The sequence below is a fragment of the Bradyrhizobium sp. SZCCHNPS1003 genome (assembly GCF_032381555.1).
Taxonomy (GTDB): domain Bacteria; phylum Pseudomonadota; class Alphaproteobacteria; order Rhizobiales; family Xanthobacteraceae; genus Bradyrhizobium.
On sequence record NZ_JAUHIU010000001.1, the window covers coordinates 568391 to 584392 of the forward strand.

Genomic DNA, 16002 nt, shown 5'->3' on the forward strand with positions numbered 1-16002 from the left:
GATGGACGACGACAAGCGATATTTACGCCGAGGATGGACGGTGCTCGCGAAACGCAGTCGCGAGGGTTCTAAGCGCTTCGCGGGATTTGGCGTCCGAGAGTGTCGAGAGAAGAATGATTTCGGACGAGGGAAGCGAGGGCAGTCCGAACCGCCGGCTAACCTCGACCGTGCCGGCCGGCGCGAGCCGGCACGAGAAGACGGCGGTGGCCAAGCCGGCCGAAACCGCGTCGGACACGACGGAGGAACCGCCGCCGAGGAAAACCTCCGTCCAGGCTATTCCCGCAGCGTCGAGCGCGCGGGTGGCGATGTCACGGACTCCGCAGGACGGCGACAACGCGGCCAAACGCAGCGGCTCGCCTGCTCGATGCACGAAGTCGGGAGATGCAAACCAGCCGAAGTGTTCCGGCGCAAGCACCTCGCCGTCACGCCGGTCGTCCTCCCTGCGGATAATCGCCGCATCGATTTCGCCACGGTCGAAAGCGTCCAGCAGGTTGCGCGAATTGTCGAGCCGCACTTCGATGGTGAGCGCCGGGTCGTGTGCGTTCAACCGCGCAAGGAGTGTCGGAATCTCCGATCCCGCCACATGGCTGGCAATGCCGAGCGCAAACCGGCGACGAGTCGAGGATAGCCCCGCGACGGCGCGGTCATGGGCGGCAAGGAAGTCGCGCGCCGATTCAAGGAACACCGCGCCCTGCGCCGACAGCCGGACCAACCGCGGCGTCCGTTCGATCAATTTCTGGCCGAGCCGGTCTTCAAGCCGTTTCAGCTTTACGCTGATCGCGCCCTGGGTGGTGCCAAGCACCTCCGCCGCCCGCGTGAAGCTCTGCTGATCGGCGATCGTCACGAAGGCCTGGACGGCATCCACGTCCAGTATGGTCATCCCATCTATCCAAATTTGCTGTCTTTGAAATATCCAACCATCCAGTTCTGGAATGGTCAAGTCCCGACTATGTTGCGTCCCACCGCAACACGCGAACCGAGTTGCGCCGCCTCTCATCACCGCTGGACTCCACCATTGCCGACCACAACGTCGGAAGGCCGAATCATGACCCCTGCACTGACACGCCGAAGTACAATCGCCTTGGCCGCCGCCTGCCTCTCGTCCCTCATGTTCGGCCTGGAGATTTCCAGCATCCCCGCAATCCTGCCGACGCTGGAGCAGGTGCTGCGCGCCGATTTCAAGCAACTCCAATGGATCATGAACGCCTATACGATCGCGGTGACGACCGTTCTGATGGCGACCGGGACGCTGGCCGACCGCTATGGGCGCAAGCGCATCTTCATGGTCTCTATCGCCGCGTTCGGCGTGACGTCGCTTGTCTGCGGCGTGACCGAGAACGTCTCGGTGCTGATCGGCGCCCGATTTCTCCAGGGCCTCAGCGGCGGCGCGATGCTGATCTGTCAGATCGCCATCCTTTCTCATCAATTCCAGGAAGGACGGCAGCGCGCCATCGCCTTCGGCTGGTGGGGGATCATCTTCGGCATTGGTCTTGGCTTCGGTCCGATCATCGGCGGCGCGATCGTCGCGGTCTCGAGCTGGGAGTGGGTGTTCTTCGTCCATGTCGCGTTTGCGATCCTGACACTGATGCTCACCCTCAGCGGCGTTCAGGAATCGAAGGACTCTGAGGCCGGCAGTCTCGACGTTGCGGGCATCATCACACTGTCGTTGTCGGTCTTCTGTCTCGCTTTCTTCATCACACAGGGACCGGATCTCGGCTTCACCAGCCCGACCGCCCTGGGAGTCATTGGCGTTGCGATCGCGAGCTTCATCGCTTTCATCATCGCCGAAAAGTTCAGCCCGCGACCGATGTTCGACTTCTCGGTATTCCGCATCCGCGCTTTTTCCGGCGCAATCATCGGCTCGGCCGCGATGAACTTCAGCTTCTGGCCCTTCATGATCTATTTGCCGATCTGGTTTCAGGCGGGCCTCGGCTACGACAGTGTCTCTGCTGGTCTCGCATTGCTTGCCTACACCCTTCCGACGCTCGTCGTGCCGCCGCTGGCGGAGCGGCTTTCGCTACGCTATCAGCCCGGTTTCGTCATTCCCGTTGGCCTGTTCATGATCGGTCTGGGCTTCATTCTGATGAAATTTGGTAGCGCCGCCGCGCAGGCAAGCTGGCTGACGATGCTGCCCGGGTCGCTGTTCGCCGGGATCGGCCTCGGCCTGACCAACACCCCTGTTACCAATACGACAACGGGTGCGGTTTCGAGCGATCGTGCCGGTATGGCGTCCGGCATCGACATGAGCGCCCGGATGATCTCACTGGCGATCAATATCGCGGTGATGGGTTTCATCTTGATCAGCGGCGTGCTGGCACACCTCAAAAATGCGCTGCCGGATTCATTGGACGCCGCGCATCTGCGCTTCTTCGCCGAGAGGATCGCCGCAGGAAGTCTGGTTTCCGTTCCAGAGCTGTCGGAGTCGCTCGTCCATCAGGCGCTTGTCCAAGGCTTTGGATGGGTGATGCTTTACGGTGGGGTTGGCGTTTGGGGGCTCGCTCTCGTCAGCCTGCTTGCTTTTCGACCTCAGGACCATCGATCGATGAAGTCGCCGATGGTTTGAAGGCAGCGCGGTGAATGGTCCGTTCGGCCGTCGGCCAGTCTCTTCGAACTCACGACCCGCCGGCGAAAGATCGAGTGGCCCGGCCCGCCGGGCAAATCGCTGCCGCGCAAGCAGCCCGCACGAGGCGCGATGTGCCGGCTCATCCCCGCGGGCTCGAGGTCGATTGCGGCCCCAACCGCATGCGCCGAAAAACTCGTTTCGCGCGCCGGTTCAAACACATCACCCTCGCCGGCCATTCGAGCAAGAAGATTTCTGTTTCTTTTTTCCAGAAATCATGCTTTCCTCTCGTCCGTCCCGTCTCACAAGAGGGGCGCTTCGCGGTCGTCACGAACGTCGAGGCGGGATGCGGTGGGCGTGTCGATGTTGCAGCGTGGCTGAGCCGCGCCGACGAACGACGTTGATGCGCACGGTCAAGTCGCGTGGTCCTGGCATCCCGATGCTGATGTCCAGCGCAACGTGCGCAAGCACGTTGTGCGATACGGTGGCCAGAAAGCACGGCGCACCGGGGAGATCGCGAAGCAGCCGTCAAAACCATCGCGCGGGGAATGCCGGGTGTTCTCGGCTGAACCTGTGGTGACTGCCGCCTGCTTTTTTTCTGCAGGCGGGCCATGGGTGCGGCCAGCGCCCGGCATTCCCCGCGCCCTCTTCTCGAAGAGGGCGATCGATCAGCAAGCCTCGGACGCGACAGCGCGCCGCGAGACAGCGAAGCCATGTCCTTTGATCATGTCGACAACGTCAAGTTCGCCAAATCGGCCAGCACCGGACCGTCCATCGGCATGCCGCTCTGCAGGCCTCGCGTTCGGCGCAGGTGCGCCTCCGTGCACCGGAAAATCGCACGTGCCGACAATGTCAGCGCCTGGATCTCGGTGCCTGGTTCTTCGAAGGTCGGGGAATGGACCGAGGTTGGGTCACCGGCCGGATCGGCCGATGGTGGGCACGACAGGGATCGAACCTGTGACCCCTACCATGTCAAGGTAGTGCTCTCCCGCTGAGCTACGTGCCCTAGTCCAGAAGTCCGTTCGGGTGGGCGTCCCTATATCGGCTCCCACGCAGGCAGGCAAGGACGCAAAATGCCGAAATTGGGAATAATCCGCCAGTTCCGGACGTCCGTCCCCGGCGGCTCAGGCCGCCAGCATCTTGTTGACCTCGCTGACGAGCTCGCGGAGGTGCACCGGCTTGGACAGCACCTTGGCGTTCTTGGGCGCCTCCGAATCGGAGTTCAGCGCGACCGCGGCGAAGCCGGTGATGAACATGATCTTGATGTCCGGATCGAGCTCGGAGGCGCGGCGCGCCAGCTCGATGCCGTCCATCTCCGGCATCACGATGTCGGTGAGCAGCATCTCGAACGGCTCCTCGCGCAGCCGCTGGTAGGCCGACATGCCATTGTCGTGGGGCGAGACCTGGAACCCGGCATTTTCCAATGCCTTGACCAAGAAGCGGCGCATGTCGTTGTCGTCTTCGGCGAGCAGGATTTTGTGCATGGCGAGGGGTTGTCTGGTCCGGGTGAGAGGCGGAGCGTTGCCGCCACTAAGCCTGACGGGCGGTAAATTTCGGGTGAAAGATTGCGCCTTTTGATCCGACATCGGCAAGGCAATTTGAGGGCTGAAGGTGCGGTCTTCGACCGAAACAGCACGCCAGCTCAGAGTTGTTCCAAACGGCGGGTGAACTTTTTCATTGCTTTTCGCTTGGCAGAACGGCTCGGATTATCGAAGATGTGCGTTGGCAAGAGCAGTGCCTGCGTTGTCCAGCGCGAATCGGCCGGAGGATACCGGCGCATCAACGGACGTGACATCGACGCACGTGACCAAGGGGACGGCGCCCAGAGATGACGGACTTTGATGGCGAATTGCCGCCGTTCGAGATCATGGAGCCGACCGAATGGCGCGCGCCCATCATCTTCAATTCCCCTCACTCCGGATCGGCCTACCCCGACGATTTCCTCCAGGCCTCGCGCATCGATCTGCCGTCGCTCAGGCGCTCCGAAGATTCGTTCATGGACGAATTGATCGGCGACCTCCTGTCGCGCGGGTTTCCGGTGGTCCGGGTGCATTTCCCGCGCTGCTATGTCGACGTCAATCGCGAGCCCTATGAGCTCGATCCGCGGATGTTCACCGGGCGGCTGCCGAGCTTTGCCAACACCCGCTCGATGCGGGTGGCCGGCGGCCTCGGCACGATCCCGCGCGTGGTCGGCGACGGCCAGGAGATCTATCGCGACCGGCTGAGCGTCGACGAGGCGCTGCACCGCATCGAGACGCTGTACAAGCCGTATCACCGCGCGCTGCGCCGGCTGATCAACCGCGTGCACCAGCAGTTCGGCACGGTCGTCCTGGTCGACTGTCATTCGATGCCGTCGGTCGGCGTCTCGCGCGACGAGCCGCGCCGGCCCGACATGGTGATTGGCGACCGCTACGGCACGAGCTGCGCGTCGCTGCTGCCGGACCTGGTCGAGGACGTGCTCGGCCGGCTCGGCTATTCCGTCGGCCGCAACAAGCCCTATGCCGGCGGCTTCATCACCGAGCATTACGGCAATCCGGCCACGGGCTTGCATGCGATCCAGATCGAGCTCAATCGCGCGGTCTACATGGACGAGCGCCGCAGGGAGCGCGGACCGCGTTTCGCGCAGGTCGCTTCCGATCTCGCCGTGCTCGCCGAGGTGCTGGCGACGGTGCCGCTCGGCGACCTCGGGCCGTTCCAGGCGGCGGCGGAATAGAGCGGCTGCGCTTTCGGTACGAGGGATTTCGGCGGGTGGCGTCGGCACAAAAAAAGGGCCGCTTGAATGACAAGCGGCCCAAGTCTAGGGAGGAAACGCCCAAGGAGGGCAGCGATAACGCGAAGCGCTACCGCACCGCAACAATATGCAATCGCGCTGCACAAAGCGCAAGGGTTTTTCCGCCCTTCTCCATGCAAAAAAACATAGGCCGGGTTGCGTTCAGCGCGACCCAGCCCTCTCCTTTTCATCATAGATGTCAATGGCTTGATTGGAGATTCCAAACGACCCGAGAGGGACCGCGGGTTTCACTTTCACTTTCACATGAGAGGCCAGCGACGGATCAATCGCGCCCGGCCAGCGGGCCGGACACCAAACGGTATCCAAGATGCCACGCCAGCGTTCCATATCCGGATGCACGCCGGACCGCTTTGAGCTAGGCATAGCCGCTCATTGCCACCCGATTCCCTCACCCAAGGACGCGTTGTGACGGTCATCGATTTCTCCGCCTTCATCGGTCGTCTGGCGACCGCGTCGGGCGAAACCATCCTGCCGTTCTTCCGGACCTCGCTGCTGGTCGACAACAAGAGCAGCCGGCACGATTTCGATCCGGTGACGGAGGCCGACCGCGCCGCCGAGGCGGTGATGCGCCGCCTGATCAAGGCGAACTTTCCTCAGCACGGCATCGTCGGCGAGGAGTTCGGCAATGAGCGCGAGGACGCCGATTACGTCTGGGTGCTCGATCCGATCGACGGCACGAAGTCCTTCATTGCCGGTTTCCCGACCTGGGGCACGCTGATCGCGCTGCTGCACAGGGGCACGCCGGTGTTCGGCATGATGCACCAGCCTTTCATCGGCGAGCGCTTCGCCGGCGACAACGGCTCCGCCAACTACAAGAACGGCGGCGGCGAGCGCCGGCTCTCGGTCCGGCGCTGCGAGCGTCTCGCGGACGCGGTGTGCTATACGACGAGCCCATTGTTGATGAACGAGGCCGATCGCGCCACCTTTGGCCGGGTCGAGGCCGAGACCCGGCTGTCGCGCTATGGCGGCGACTGCTACTCCTATTGCATGCTGGCCGCCGGCCATCTCGATCTCGTCATCGAGACCGAACTCAAGCCCTATGACATCGCCGCCCTGATCCCGATCATCAACGGCGCCGGCGGCATCGTCACCGATTGGGAAGGCGGCCCGGCGCAGAACGGCGGCCGGATCGTCGCCGCCGGCGACAAGCGCGTCCATGAAGCGGCGCTGAAGCGGCTGGCAGCGGGCTGAGCCCGCCTCCACCGGCCTGGCTCCGCTTCGAGCTGAACGGAGACGTCCGGCCTGTCGTCGGACGCCTCATGCAGCGGCCCGGCGCAAATGCTCGACGAGCAGCTTCGCGGGACGCGGCAGCGCCTTGAAGCTGCGGGCGCAGATCACGAGCCGGCGATCGGCCCAGGCATCGCGCAGCGCGACGAGGCTGATCGGCATCGACCGCGCGCAACGCCGCGCCGCCGCTTCCGGCACGACGGCAATGCCGATCCCGGCCGCCACCATCTGGCAGATCGCGTCGAAATCGCGCAGCCTGGCCCGCACGTGCTGGCGGATGCCGAGCCGCGCGGCGTGCCGGCCGATATGGACGTTGAGCGCCGTCCCCTGCGTGAGGCCGATGAAATCCTCCCCCGCGGTCTCGCTGAAGTCGATCTGCCGGCGGGCTGCGAACGGGCTGCGCCGCCCGGCGACCAGGATCAGCCGGTCCTCGCCGAAGGCGAAGCGCTCGATCGTCTCGGGCAACGCATGCTCCGCCGCAAAGCCGAGATCCGCTCTGCCGGACGCGATCGCCTCGGCGATCTCGGTGCTTTCGCGCTCCTCGACGTCGACGTTGATGTCGGGATGCTCGCGCAGGAAGGCGGCCAGCGCCTTGGGCAGATGCTCGGCGAGGCCGACCGTGTTGGCGAGCAGCTGCACATTGGCGCGGCGGCCGGACGCGAAGCCCGAAAGCTCGCCTTGCATGGCCTCGACATTGGCCATGATGATGCGGGCGTGGTCGAGCAGGCTCTCGCCCGCCGCGGTCAGATCCACGCCACGCCGGCCGCGCTTGAACAGCTCGACGCCGAACGCGTCCTCCAGACCCTTGATCCGCGCGCTCGCCGAGGCCAGCGCCAGATGCGCCCGGTCGGCGCCGCCGGTGATGCTGCGGGCCTCGGCCACGGCAATGAAAAGCCTGAGATCGACCAGATCGAAACGCATGGTCATCCTGCCTCAGTCCTGGACGAAGGCTTGCTCCGTAACCTCCACATTGTGCCGCCAGCGCGGTCTGGTCAATGTGACGACCATGATCGACCCCATCCTCATCTTCATCGCCCTGGCGCTCACCTTGGCCGGCTTCGTTAAGGGCGCGCTCGGCCTCGGCCTGCCGACCATCTCGGTCGGGCTGCTCGCGGTCGCCATGCCGCCCGGCCGGGCGCTCGCCATCGTCATCGTGCCGGCAGTGATCACCAACATCTGGCAGACCTTCGCCGGCCCTTATCTGCGCGATATCGCCAGGCGCCTCTGGCCGCTGATGCTGGGCACCGCGATCGGCATCTGCCTCAACGCCGGCGCGCTCAGCCATGCCTCGACGCGCTGGGGCAACGTCGCGCTCGGCGTGCTGCTGATGCTCTATGCCCTGCTCGGCCTCACCAAGTTCGCCTTCAAGGTCGCGCCCCCGCACGAGAAATGGGTCGGCGGCATCGTCGGTCTCGTCACTGGGCTGATCTCGGCCGCCACCGGCGTGCAGGTCGTGCCCTCGGTGCCGTACATGCAGGCGATCGGGCTCGAGAAGGACGAGCTGGTCCAGGCGCTCGGCGTGTTCTTCACGGTCGCCACCATCACGTTGGCGTTCAACCTGACGAGCTCCGGCCTGCTCAGCACGGCCACCGCCCTGCCCGGCGCGGTCGCCATGGCCTGCGCCTTTGTCGGCATGTTCGCGGGCCAGGCAGCGCGATCCCGACTGCCGGCCGAGGCGTTCCGCCGTGTGTTCCTGATCGCCATGATCCTGCTCGGCCTGTATCTCGCCGGCACGGCGGTCGTCGAGTTGCTCTGGTAGGTCAGCGCGCCTCGAGCATCGCGATCCGGACGCCGAGATAGATCAGCAGCCCGCCGATCGCGCGGTTGAGCCAGAGCAGCGCGGCGGACGAGCCGCGCACGCGGCGCGCAGCCCGGGCCGCGACGACGGCGACGCCGAGGCACCAGATCGTGCTGTTGACGATGAAGATCGTGCCGAGCAGCAGGAAGGCGAGCGCCTTGTGCGGCGCATCGGCTGCGACGAATTGCGGCAGGAAGGCGAGAAAGAACATCGCAACCTTCGGATTGAGAATGTTGGTGAGCGCGCCCTGCCAGAACACCTGGCGGAGCGTCACCGCCGGCATCGACGTCGCATCACTGGCCCTGGCGGTGTCCGGCCGTCGCGCCAGAAGCTGCGTGATGCCGAGATAGACCAGATAGGCCGCACCGGCCCATTTCACCGCCGCGAAGGCCGCGGCGGAGGCCGTGAGCAGCGCCGACAGCCCGATCGCGCTTCCGAACACATGAACGAGGCACCCCGTGCTGATGCCGAAAGCGGCAGCGGCCCCGCCGCGCCAGCCGATCTGCGCGCTGCGGCCAACGATGTAGGCGGTGTCGGGACCCGGCGTGACGTTGAGCAGCAGCCCGGAGACGAGAAACAAAGGCAGATCGTGAATGCCGAGCATGATTGAACATTTCCTAACGATACCGGTCTAATCATCTACCTGACCTCGGCATTGCTGTCTCGCACCGCAGAGGCCGGCGCGGGGCCGCATAGCAAAGGTGCCGCGATAGGGTCCGGAAAAGCGTTGGATTCGGCCGCCTCGGTCGTGGTATGCGCGAGGCGGGAGCACGATGTGATGGAAAGACGCCTCGCTGCCATCCTTTGCGCCGACGTCGCCGGCTATTCACGCATGATGGGAATCGACGAGGACGGCACGCACGCCGCCTTCAAGGCTCATCGCGGCGCCATCCACCCGATCATTCTCAATCACGCCGGCCGCATCGTCAAACACACCGGCGATGGCTTTTTGCTGGAATTCGCCAACGCCGCCAGCGCCATCCAGTTCGGGGTCGAGATGCAGTCCCTGATGGCGGAGCGCAACGCCGATCTGCCGGCCGACCGCAACATGCGCTTCCGGCTCGGAATTCATAAGGGTGAGTTCACGATCGACGACGGCGAGGCCTTCGGCGACGGCATCAATGTCGCCGTCAATCTCGAATCGATCGCCGTCCCGGGCGGTGTTGCTGTCTCGGCCAAGGCTTATGAGGAGGCCGGCCCGCAACTCCCCATCGAGCTGACCAGCGCCGGAAGCTTCCAGTTCAAGAACCTGCAGGAGCCGGTGCAGGCGTGGACATGGGAGCCCGGCAGCGAGGCGGCGATCCGGGCCGGGACGAGCGTCACCGGCCTGCCGCCGCAATATCGCACGGCGATCGTCGGCGTGCTGCCATTCGTCAACCTCTCCGACGGCGCCGACGAGTATCTCGCCGACGGGCTCGCGGACGACCTGATCCATGCGCTGTCGCTGCAATCGTTCTTCCGTGTCCTGAGCCGCACCTCGACGTTTCGCTTCAGGGACCGCGGCCTCAATCCCCGCCTGGTCGCACGCGAGATCGATGCGACCTACCTGATTCAGGGAACGGTGCGGCGCTCTGGTCACAAGCTCCGCGTGACGGCGGAGCTGATCGCGCCCGAGACCGGCGCTCAATTGTGGACCGGTCGCTATGACGGCGACGTCGGTGATCTGTTCGCGATGCAGGACGAGATCACCACCAGCCTGTGCGCGGCGCTGATGCCGGAGATCTATCGTGTCGAAGCCTCGATTCCGGTCCGTGCGCCGGCGACCGACCCGACCGCCTGGGACCGCTTCCTGCGCGGTCTGTCGCACTACTACCGACCGACCAAGGCCGACTACGAGATCTCCATCTCGCTGTTTCGGCAAGCCATTGCGCTCGATCCCACGCTCGGCCTCGCGCACGCTTATCTCGCGACCATTCTGATGCAGGGCATCAATTTCGGCTGGATCAAGGGCTCGCGCGAGCTCTGGGACGAGGCGAAGAACCTGGCGCTGGACAGCGTGCGGCTCGACGCGCGCTCCTCCTTCGCCTATGCGATCCTGGCCTTCGTGCAGGCCATGCAGGGCGCCCATGAGGACGGCATGAAGGCGGCGCGCAAGGCGACCGAGCTCAATGCCTACGACATGGGCGCGCGCGGCGTGCTCGGGCTCTGCCACATGGTCAACGGCGAGCACCAGCAGGCCATCGATCTGTTCTCGATCGCGGCCCAGCGCGGCAACAGCGATCCGCGCTATCAATGGCCGGCGCTGAACGCCTACAGCCACTACCTGCTCGGCCGTTATGAGGCCGCGTTGTCGTGGGCCCGCGAGGAGCTGTTTCTCTACCCGAACCATCTGCAGGCGCTGACGATCCGCGCGGCAACCCTGGCGCAACTTGGTGCGACGGACCAGGCGAGCGACGCCGTCGACGCGCTGCGCGCGCAATATCCCTGGCTCACGCTGGATCGCCACATCAAGAACATCCGGTGGAAACGCCGGGACGACATCGACCACTACCGCGACGGACTGATCAGGGCCGGGCTGACGTGAGCCAATCGGGCCGCATGTCGCCGGCCCGCCACATGGCCTACACATTGCTTCCGCAAATTGATTGGATTCGACTGCTGTTGCCGTGGTATCGCCCTGAGTAGGAGCAAAGACGGAATGGAGAGACGGCTGGCCGCGATTGTCTGTGCCGATGTGGTCGGTTACTCGCGGATGATGGGCGCCGACGAGGCGGGAACCCATGCCGCGTTCAAGGCGCATCGCGGCGCCATCCACCCGATCATCCTCAATCACGGCGGCCGCATCGTGAAGTACACAGGGGACGGATTTCTCCTGGAATTTCCGAGCGTCGTCGGCGCCATCGCGGCCTCGGTCGAGGTGCAGAAGCTGATGGCCGAGCGCAATGCTCATTTGCCGGCCGACCGGGTGATGCAGTTTCGCCTCGGCCTCAACATGGGCGACGTCATCTTCGACGAGGACGAGGTATTCGGCGACGGCGTCAACACTGCTGTGCGACTTGAAGCCGCAGCACCGCCCGGCGGAATTGCCGTCTCCCACAAGGCCTACCAGGAAGCCAGCAAGCACCTCACGGTCACCTTCGTCGACCGCGGGCCGTTCCGCTTCAAGAACATCGAAGACACCATCAACGTCTGGACCTGGGATCCGTCCTCGCCGGAGAAGACCCGCGAGCAGCGGTCCGCCACGACCCTGCCGGCGCAATACCGGACCGCCATCGTCGGCGTGCTGCCGTTCGCAAATCTCAGCGGCGAGACCGACGAATATTTCTCGGACGGCCTGGCGGAAGACCTCATCCACGCGCTGTCGCTGCAGTCCTTCTTCCGCGTGCTCAGCCGCAACTCCACCTTCGCCTTCAAGCATGCCGGCATGAGCGCCCGCCTGATCGCGCGCGAGATCGATGCGACCTATCTGATCCAGGGCTCGGTGCGGCGCTCCGGCGACAAGATCAGGGTGACCGCCGAGCTGGTCGCGCCGGAGAACGGCGAGCAGCTGTGGGCCGGCCGCTACGACCGCGACATCGGCGACCTGTTCGCCGTGCAGGACGACATTACCGCCAATCTGTGCACCGCGCTGATCCCCGAGATCTACCGTGCCGAGGCGGCGGTGCCGGTGCGGTCCAAGACCACCGACCTCACGGCGTGGGACCGCTTCCTGCGCGGGCTGTCGCACTACTACCAGCCGACCAAGGCCGACTACGAGAGTTCGATCGCGCTGTTCCGCGAGGCGATCAGGATCGACCCCGGTCTCGCCATCGCCCACACCTATCTCGGCACCATCCTGCTGCAGGGCATTCATTTCGGCTGGATCAGGAATTCGCGGGAGCTGTGGGACGAGGCAATGGCGCTCGCCGAGGCCGGCGTCCGGCTCGATTCCCGCTCGTCCTTCTCCTATTCGCTGCTGGCCTATGTCCACGCCATGCAGGGTCGGGTGGAAGCCGGGATGGAAGCGGCACGCAAGTCGCTGCAGCTCAATCCCTACGACATGGGTGCGCGCGGCGTGCTCGGCGTCTGCCATCTCGTCGCCGGCGAGCACCGCCAGGCGATCGAGCTGTTCTCGGTCGCGGCCCAGCGCGGCAACAGCGATCCGCGCTATCAATGGTCGGTGCTGAGCGCGTTCAGCCACTACATGCTCGGCCAGTACGACGCCTCGCTGTCCTGGGCGCGGGAGTCGCACTACCAGAACCCGAACCATCTGCAGTGCCTCGCCATCCGCGCCGCCGCGCTGGCGCAGCTCGGACGCTCGGTCGAAGCCGGCGAGGCCGTCGCGGCGCTTTTGAGCCAGCATCCGTGGATGACGATCGAGCGCCTCCTGAGCAACATCCGCTGGCGCAATCCGGCCGACATCGCGCATTATCGCGACGGCCTCACCAGGGCCGGCGTGCCGCTGACCAAGCTCACCCTGGTGGACACCAAGGCGAAATTCGCGGGCGAGTAGCGCGATCGCGACTTGAGGTTGACACTTGGGCGGGTTACGCCAATCATTGACGATTGCATTGTAACGTTCAGATGGCGGGGCTCCGCCCGTTCCTCGGCGCAATTCGGCGCCGCCCTCGTTTGTTGGCGTGATTTCGTTTTCATCACTCAGGTGCTTTCCAAGGATGTTCTTCGATGCAAGAAGACAGCGCCCGCGTCCGTGACGCCCTGCCCGGACAGCTTCCGGTCTCGTCCGATAACCCGTGTCCCTTCCTGCGCGCGCTCGTCGCCGGCGGTTTCGTCGACGGCCACAGCGTCCCCCTGAAGACCATCGGCGACCGGGTCGAGGCGGCGAGCGGCGAGACCGGCTTCAAGAAACGGCTTGTCGGCATCGAGACCTTCGGCGTCGCCCTGATCGCGAACGGCCTGTCGCCGCTGCGGCTCCTGAAGAGCCTGTGGTCCGGCGCCGATCTCGACCAGTTGCGCAACGGTCCGCTCGACAAGCATGGCGGCGGATCGCGTATCCTCGACGCCGAGGCCAAGGTCCATCCCGAGGAGATCGACCGGTTCGCGAGCTTCGGCAGCGACTATCCCGATCCCAATGGGGGCACCGAGCGCGGCCTCAACGAGGCGCAGATCCAGACCTTCATGAAGGCCAATCTGACGCGCGACGGCGATCGGGCGCGCTGGTACTTCCCCATTCTGATGCAGGGCGAATGGCCAGTGCTGCTGAACATCCTCGGCAAGGGCGAGGGCGACGGCCGCTATCTGTCCGTTGCCGAGGTCCGCACGCTGTTCGTCGACCGCCGCCTGCCGCAGCGTATAGCCGCACGGCTGACAGCCAAGCCCAAGCCCGCGAACATCGTCTGGCGCATCGGCAAGGCACTCGTCGGCACGGCAGTGCTGGCCGGCGCCGCCGTGTTGCTCGCCTGGGTGGCCGCGCCCGACGCCGTCAGCGACAAGCTCGGCAAGGTTCTGCCGAAGAAGGCCGCGGCGTTCATTCCGCCCGCTTTGCCCGAGACCGAGCCGACCAGGGCGGCCTATTGGCTCGATCAGGGCTGGACCACGCAGGACCGGCACTGGTTTCACCACGTGACGCAGGGCACCGCGACCTTTCCGATTCCCTACGCCTGGTTCATGGCGATGGAGCAGCCTTATCTGACGCCGTTCGGCTCGCCCGGCCTGATCTCCGACAGCGCCTATCTCGAACGTTTCGGCTTCATCCCGAGCCCGAAGAGCGTCGACGGCGACCCCAGCGCGCTCCGGCCGTTCGGCTACGCCGCCACGGCTGCCAAGACCGAGCCGGCAGCGCCGCTGCCGTCCGGCCTGAAGCCGACCCCGGCCGGCAACGAAGGCGGCCTGCCGGTCGGCTTTGCCCGGCTCACTGGCGCGACCGATCCCGCCACCGGCGCCGCGCAGTCCGACAAGATCGGCCTGACCTGCGCGGCCTGTCACGCCGGCAGCATCCACTACAAGGGCGTCAGCGTGCGCTTCGACGGCGGCCCCGGGATGGCCGACCTGCGCAAGCTGGAAGAAGCCATGGGCTTTGCGATGATCTTCACGCAATACGTGCCCGGCCGCTTCTCCCGCTTTGCCGATCGCGTGCTCGGGCCGAACGCCTCCGACGCCGATCGCGAGACCCTGAAGAAGGGCCTGAAGGCCGCGACCGATTTCGCGCTCAACATGCAGGCCAACAACTACAAGACCACGATCGAGGCCAAGGGCCAGACCGAAACGGAGGAAGGCTTCGGCCGGCTCGATGCCCTCAACCGCATCGGCAACCAGGTGTTCTATCTCGACATGGCATCGAGCGGGCTGCCGAACATGCTCGGCAACCAGGAGGCCATCGACGCGCCGGTGTCCTATCCGCCGATCTGGACCGTGCCGTGGTTCTCCTGGGCGCAATATGACGGCTCGATCGCACAGCCCCTGATCCGCAATGCCGGCGAGGCGCTCGGCGTCTCCGCACAGATCAACTTCTCGCCGGAGACCGCGAGCGACAGGCTGTGGCGGTCGTCGATGGCGATCGACAACCTGCTCTACATCGAGAACATGCTGCGTGGTCCCGATCCGTTCGCGACGACGACGCCCGCGTTCGGCGGGCTGACCTCGCCGAAATGGCCGGAGAAGCTGTTCGCCGGCGACGACGCCTGGAAGATCGATCCGGCACGCGTTGAACGCGGCCGGAAGCTCTATGCCGCTGTTTGCGTCGAGTGCCATCTCGGGCCGGTCGCCGACCCCGTGTTCGACAAGACCTATCCGGACAAGAGCTTCTGGAAGATCAAGCCCGCCGAGGATTGGGAGAGCAAAGGCTGGAATGCCAAGGGTCCGATCCTCGACCTCGTGCAGAAGCCGGTCGACGCGATGCAGACCGACTCCGGACAGGCGAGCATTCTCGCCAACCGCAAGGTCAAGGTGGCAGGATTCCTCGAGGTCGATCCGGCCAAGGATCTGAAGGGCTGCAACCTGCCGCAGGGCTCGACCACGGAGATGCCCTATGCGCTGGCGCTGATGGCCGTCGTGCAGAAGGCCAGCGACAAGTGGATGGAGGACCGCAATCTCGGTGAGGCCGAGCGCGCCGCGCTGTGGGGCGACCGCAAGAACTGTCCCAACCCGGCCGGCAAGTCCTATCGCGCCCGCCCGCTCAACGGCGTCTGGTCGACTGCGCCCTATCTGCACAACGGCTCAGTACCGTCGCTGTACTGGCTGCTGACGCCGGCCGCCGAGCGGCCGACCTCGTTCTGCCAGGGCGCACGCGACTATGACCCGAAGCCGGTCGGCTTCGCCGTGCCGAAGGGCGGCGAGAGCGCGTGCAAGGTCGGTCAGACGCTGTTCATGGCCAAGGATTCCAGCGGCAAGCCGATCAAGGGCAACAGCACGCTCGGCCATTCCTTCGAAGGTCCGACGAAGCCCAACAAGGACTATCCGAACGGCATCATTGGCGGTGCGTTCTCGGAGGATGAGCGCTGGGACCTCATCGAATATCTGAAGACGCTGTGAGGATGCGCACCTTCGTCACGACGAAGCCACGGGCCTCGCGGGACTGATCTCTTGCGGCGAGAGCGGTTCCTCCCCTCCCGGTTGCGGGCAGGGGTTGGGACGGAGGTCCATGAGCTCCGGTCCCTACAACTCATTGAGCGCGACAGCGACGTCCGTGCGCCGACCCGGGACCCATACATACTCCCGGGCGGCGACGGGGCGCAGGCTGGCGCCATA

At 65.2% G+C, this 16002-nt stretch carries 12 protein-coding genes and 1 tRNA gene; 8 read left to right on the forward strand and 5 right to left on the reverse strand.

The features are described 5' to 3' along the window. Positions 1-22: 22 nt before the first annotated feature. Positions 23-880, reverse strand: coding sequence for a LysR family transcriptional regulator (locus tag QX126_RS02640; protein ID WP_315736488.1), 858 nt, complete (start codon positions 878-880; stop codon positions 23-25). A 165-nt stretch (positions 881-1045) separates the two neighbouring features. Here QX126_RS02640 and QX126_RS02645 point away from each other — a divergent pair, with 165 nt between their 5' ends. Together QX126_RS02645 and QX126_RS02650 are read left to right on the forward strand one after the other, a co-directional pair. Next, complete coding sequence (locus QX126_RS02645; RefSeq protein WP_315779139.1) at positions 1046-2563, forward strand: MFS transporter; 1518 nt, start codon at positions 1046-1048, stop codon at positions 2561-2563. Between the two features lie 14 nt (positions 2564-2577). Then, positions 2578-2964 (forward strand): hypothetical protein, encoded by a 387-nt coding sequence (locus QX126_RS02650; protein WP_315779141.1) that lies wholly within the window; start codon positions 2578-2580, stop codon positions 2962-2964. Positions 2965-3491: 527 nt separating this feature from the next. Here the strand turns inward: QX126_RS02650 and QX126_RS02655 are convergent. Then, positions 3492-3566: transfer RNA gene (locus tag QX126_RS02655), tRNA-Val, on the reverse strand. A gap of 118 nt (positions 3567-3684) precedes the next feature. Further along, the gene (gene cpdR, locus QX126_RS02660) at positions 3685-4044 is read right to left on the reverse strand and encodes a cell cycle two-component system response regulator CpdR (RefSeq protein WP_006610087.1); all 360 of its coding nucleotides are present in this window, start codon (positions 4042-4044) and stop codon (positions 3685-3687) included. 344 nt (positions 4045-4388) lie between these two features. On the opposite strand from cpdR, the gene QX126_RS02665 reads away from it, so the two are divergent. After that, entirely contained in the window at positions 4389-5273 is an 885-nt protein-coding gene (locus QX126_RS02665; RefSeq protein WP_315736485.1) for an N-formylglutamate amidohydrolase, read from the forward strand. Between the two features lie 483 nt (positions 5274-5756). Then, positions 5757-6542, forward strand: a complete 786-nt coding sequence (hisN, locus tag QX126_RS02670; RefSeq protein ID WP_315779143.1) for a histidinol-phosphatase — start codon at positions 5757-5759, stop codon at positions 6540-6542. 66 nt (positions 6543-6608) lie between these two features. On the opposite strand, the gene QX126_RS02675 is transcribed toward hisN, so the two are convergent. Then, complete coding sequence (locus QX126_RS02675; RefSeq protein WP_315737053.1) at positions 6609-7499, reverse strand: LysR substrate-binding domain-containing protein; 891 nt, start codon at positions 7497-7499, stop codon at positions 6609-6611. A gap of 85 nt (positions 7500-7584) precedes the next feature. On the opposite strand from QX126_RS02675, the gene QX126_RS02680 reads away from it, so the two are divergent. Next, positions 7585-8337, forward strand: coding sequence for a sulfite exporter TauE/SafE family protein (locus QX126_RS02680; protein ID WP_315736483.1), 753 nt, complete (start codon positions 7585-7587; stop codon positions 8335-8337). A gap of 1 nt (position 8338) precedes the next feature. Here QX126_RS02680 and QX126_RS02685 read toward each other — a convergent pair whose 3' ends face one another. Continuing rightward, complete coding sequence (locus QX126_RS02685) at positions 8339-8980, reverse strand: LysE family translocator (protein WP_315779145.1); 642 nt, start codon at positions 8978-8980, stop codon at positions 8339-8341. 174 nt (positions 8981-9154) lie between these two features. On the opposite strand from QX126_RS02685, the gene QX126_RS02690 reads away from it, so the two are divergent. From QX126_RS02690 to QX126_RS02700, 3 genes are all read left to right on the forward strand, one after another. Next, on the forward strand, positions 9155-10900 hold the full coding sequence (locus QX126_RS02690) for an adenylate/guanylate cyclase domain-containing protein (protein ID WP_315777898.1): 1746 nt from the start codon (positions 9155-9157) through the stop codon (positions 10898-10900). A 114-nt stretch (positions 10901-11014) separates the two neighbouring features. After that, complete coding sequence (locus QX126_RS02695; protein WP_315779146.1) at positions 11015-12808, forward strand: adenylate/guanylate cyclase domain-containing protein; 1794 nt, start codon at positions 11015-11017, stop codon at positions 12806-12808. A 173-nt stretch (positions 12809-12981) separates the two neighbouring features. Continuing rightward, positions 12982-15786, forward strand: a complete 2805-nt coding sequence (locus QX126_RS02700) for a di-heme-cytochrome C peroxidase (RefSeq protein ID WP_315779147.1) — start codon at positions 12982-12984, stop codon at positions 15784-15786. Positions 15787-16002: the final 216 nt, after the last annotated feature.

Excerpts from the sequence above, each read along its gene's own strand:
- cpdR (WP_006610087.1), bottom strand. The coding sequence starts at position 4,044 with ATGCACAAAATCCTGCTCGCCGAAGACGACAACGACATGCGCCGCTTC.
- QX126_RS02700 (WP_315779147.1), top strand. The coding sequence starts at position 12,982 with ATGCAAGAAGACAGCGCCCGCGTCCGTGACGCCCTGCCCGGACAGCTT.
- QX126_RS02690 (WP_315777898.1), top strand. The coding sequence starts at position 9,155 with ATGGAAAGACGCCTCGCTGCCATCCTTTGCGCCGACGTCGCCGGCTAT.
- QX126_RS02640 (WP_315736488.1), bottom strand. The coding sequence starts at position 880 with ATGACCATACTGGACGTGGATGCCGTCCAGGCCTTCGTGACGATCGCC.
- QX126_RS02680 (WP_315736483.1), top strand. The coding sequence starts at position 7,585 with ATGATCGACCCCATCCTCATCTTCATCGCCCTGGCGCTCACCTTGGCC.
- QX126_RS02650 (WP_315779141.1), top strand. The coding sequence starts at position 2,578 with ATGGTCCGTTCGGCCGTCGGCCAGTCTCTTCGAACTCACGACCCGCCG.
- QX126_RS02665 (WP_315736485.1), top strand. The coding sequence starts at position 4,389 with ATGACGGACTTTGATGGCGAATTGCCGCCGTTCGAGATCATGGAGCCG.
- QX126_RS02695 (WP_315779146.1), top strand. The coding sequence starts at position 11,015 with ATGGAGAGACGGCTGGCCGCGATTGTCTGTGCCGATGTGGTCGGTTAC.
- QX126_RS02685 (WP_315779145.1), bottom strand. The coding sequence starts at position 8,980 with ATGCTCGGCATTCACGATCTGCCTTTGTTTCTCGTCTCCGGGCTGCTG.
- QX126_RS02675 (WP_315737053.1), bottom strand. The coding sequence starts at position 7,499 with ATGCGTTTCGATCTGGTCGATCTCAGGCTTTTCATTGCCGTGGCCGAG.
- QX126_RS02645 (WP_315779139.1), top strand. The coding sequence starts at position 1,046 with ATGACCCCTGCACTGACACGCCGAAGTACAATCGCCTTGGCCGCCGCC.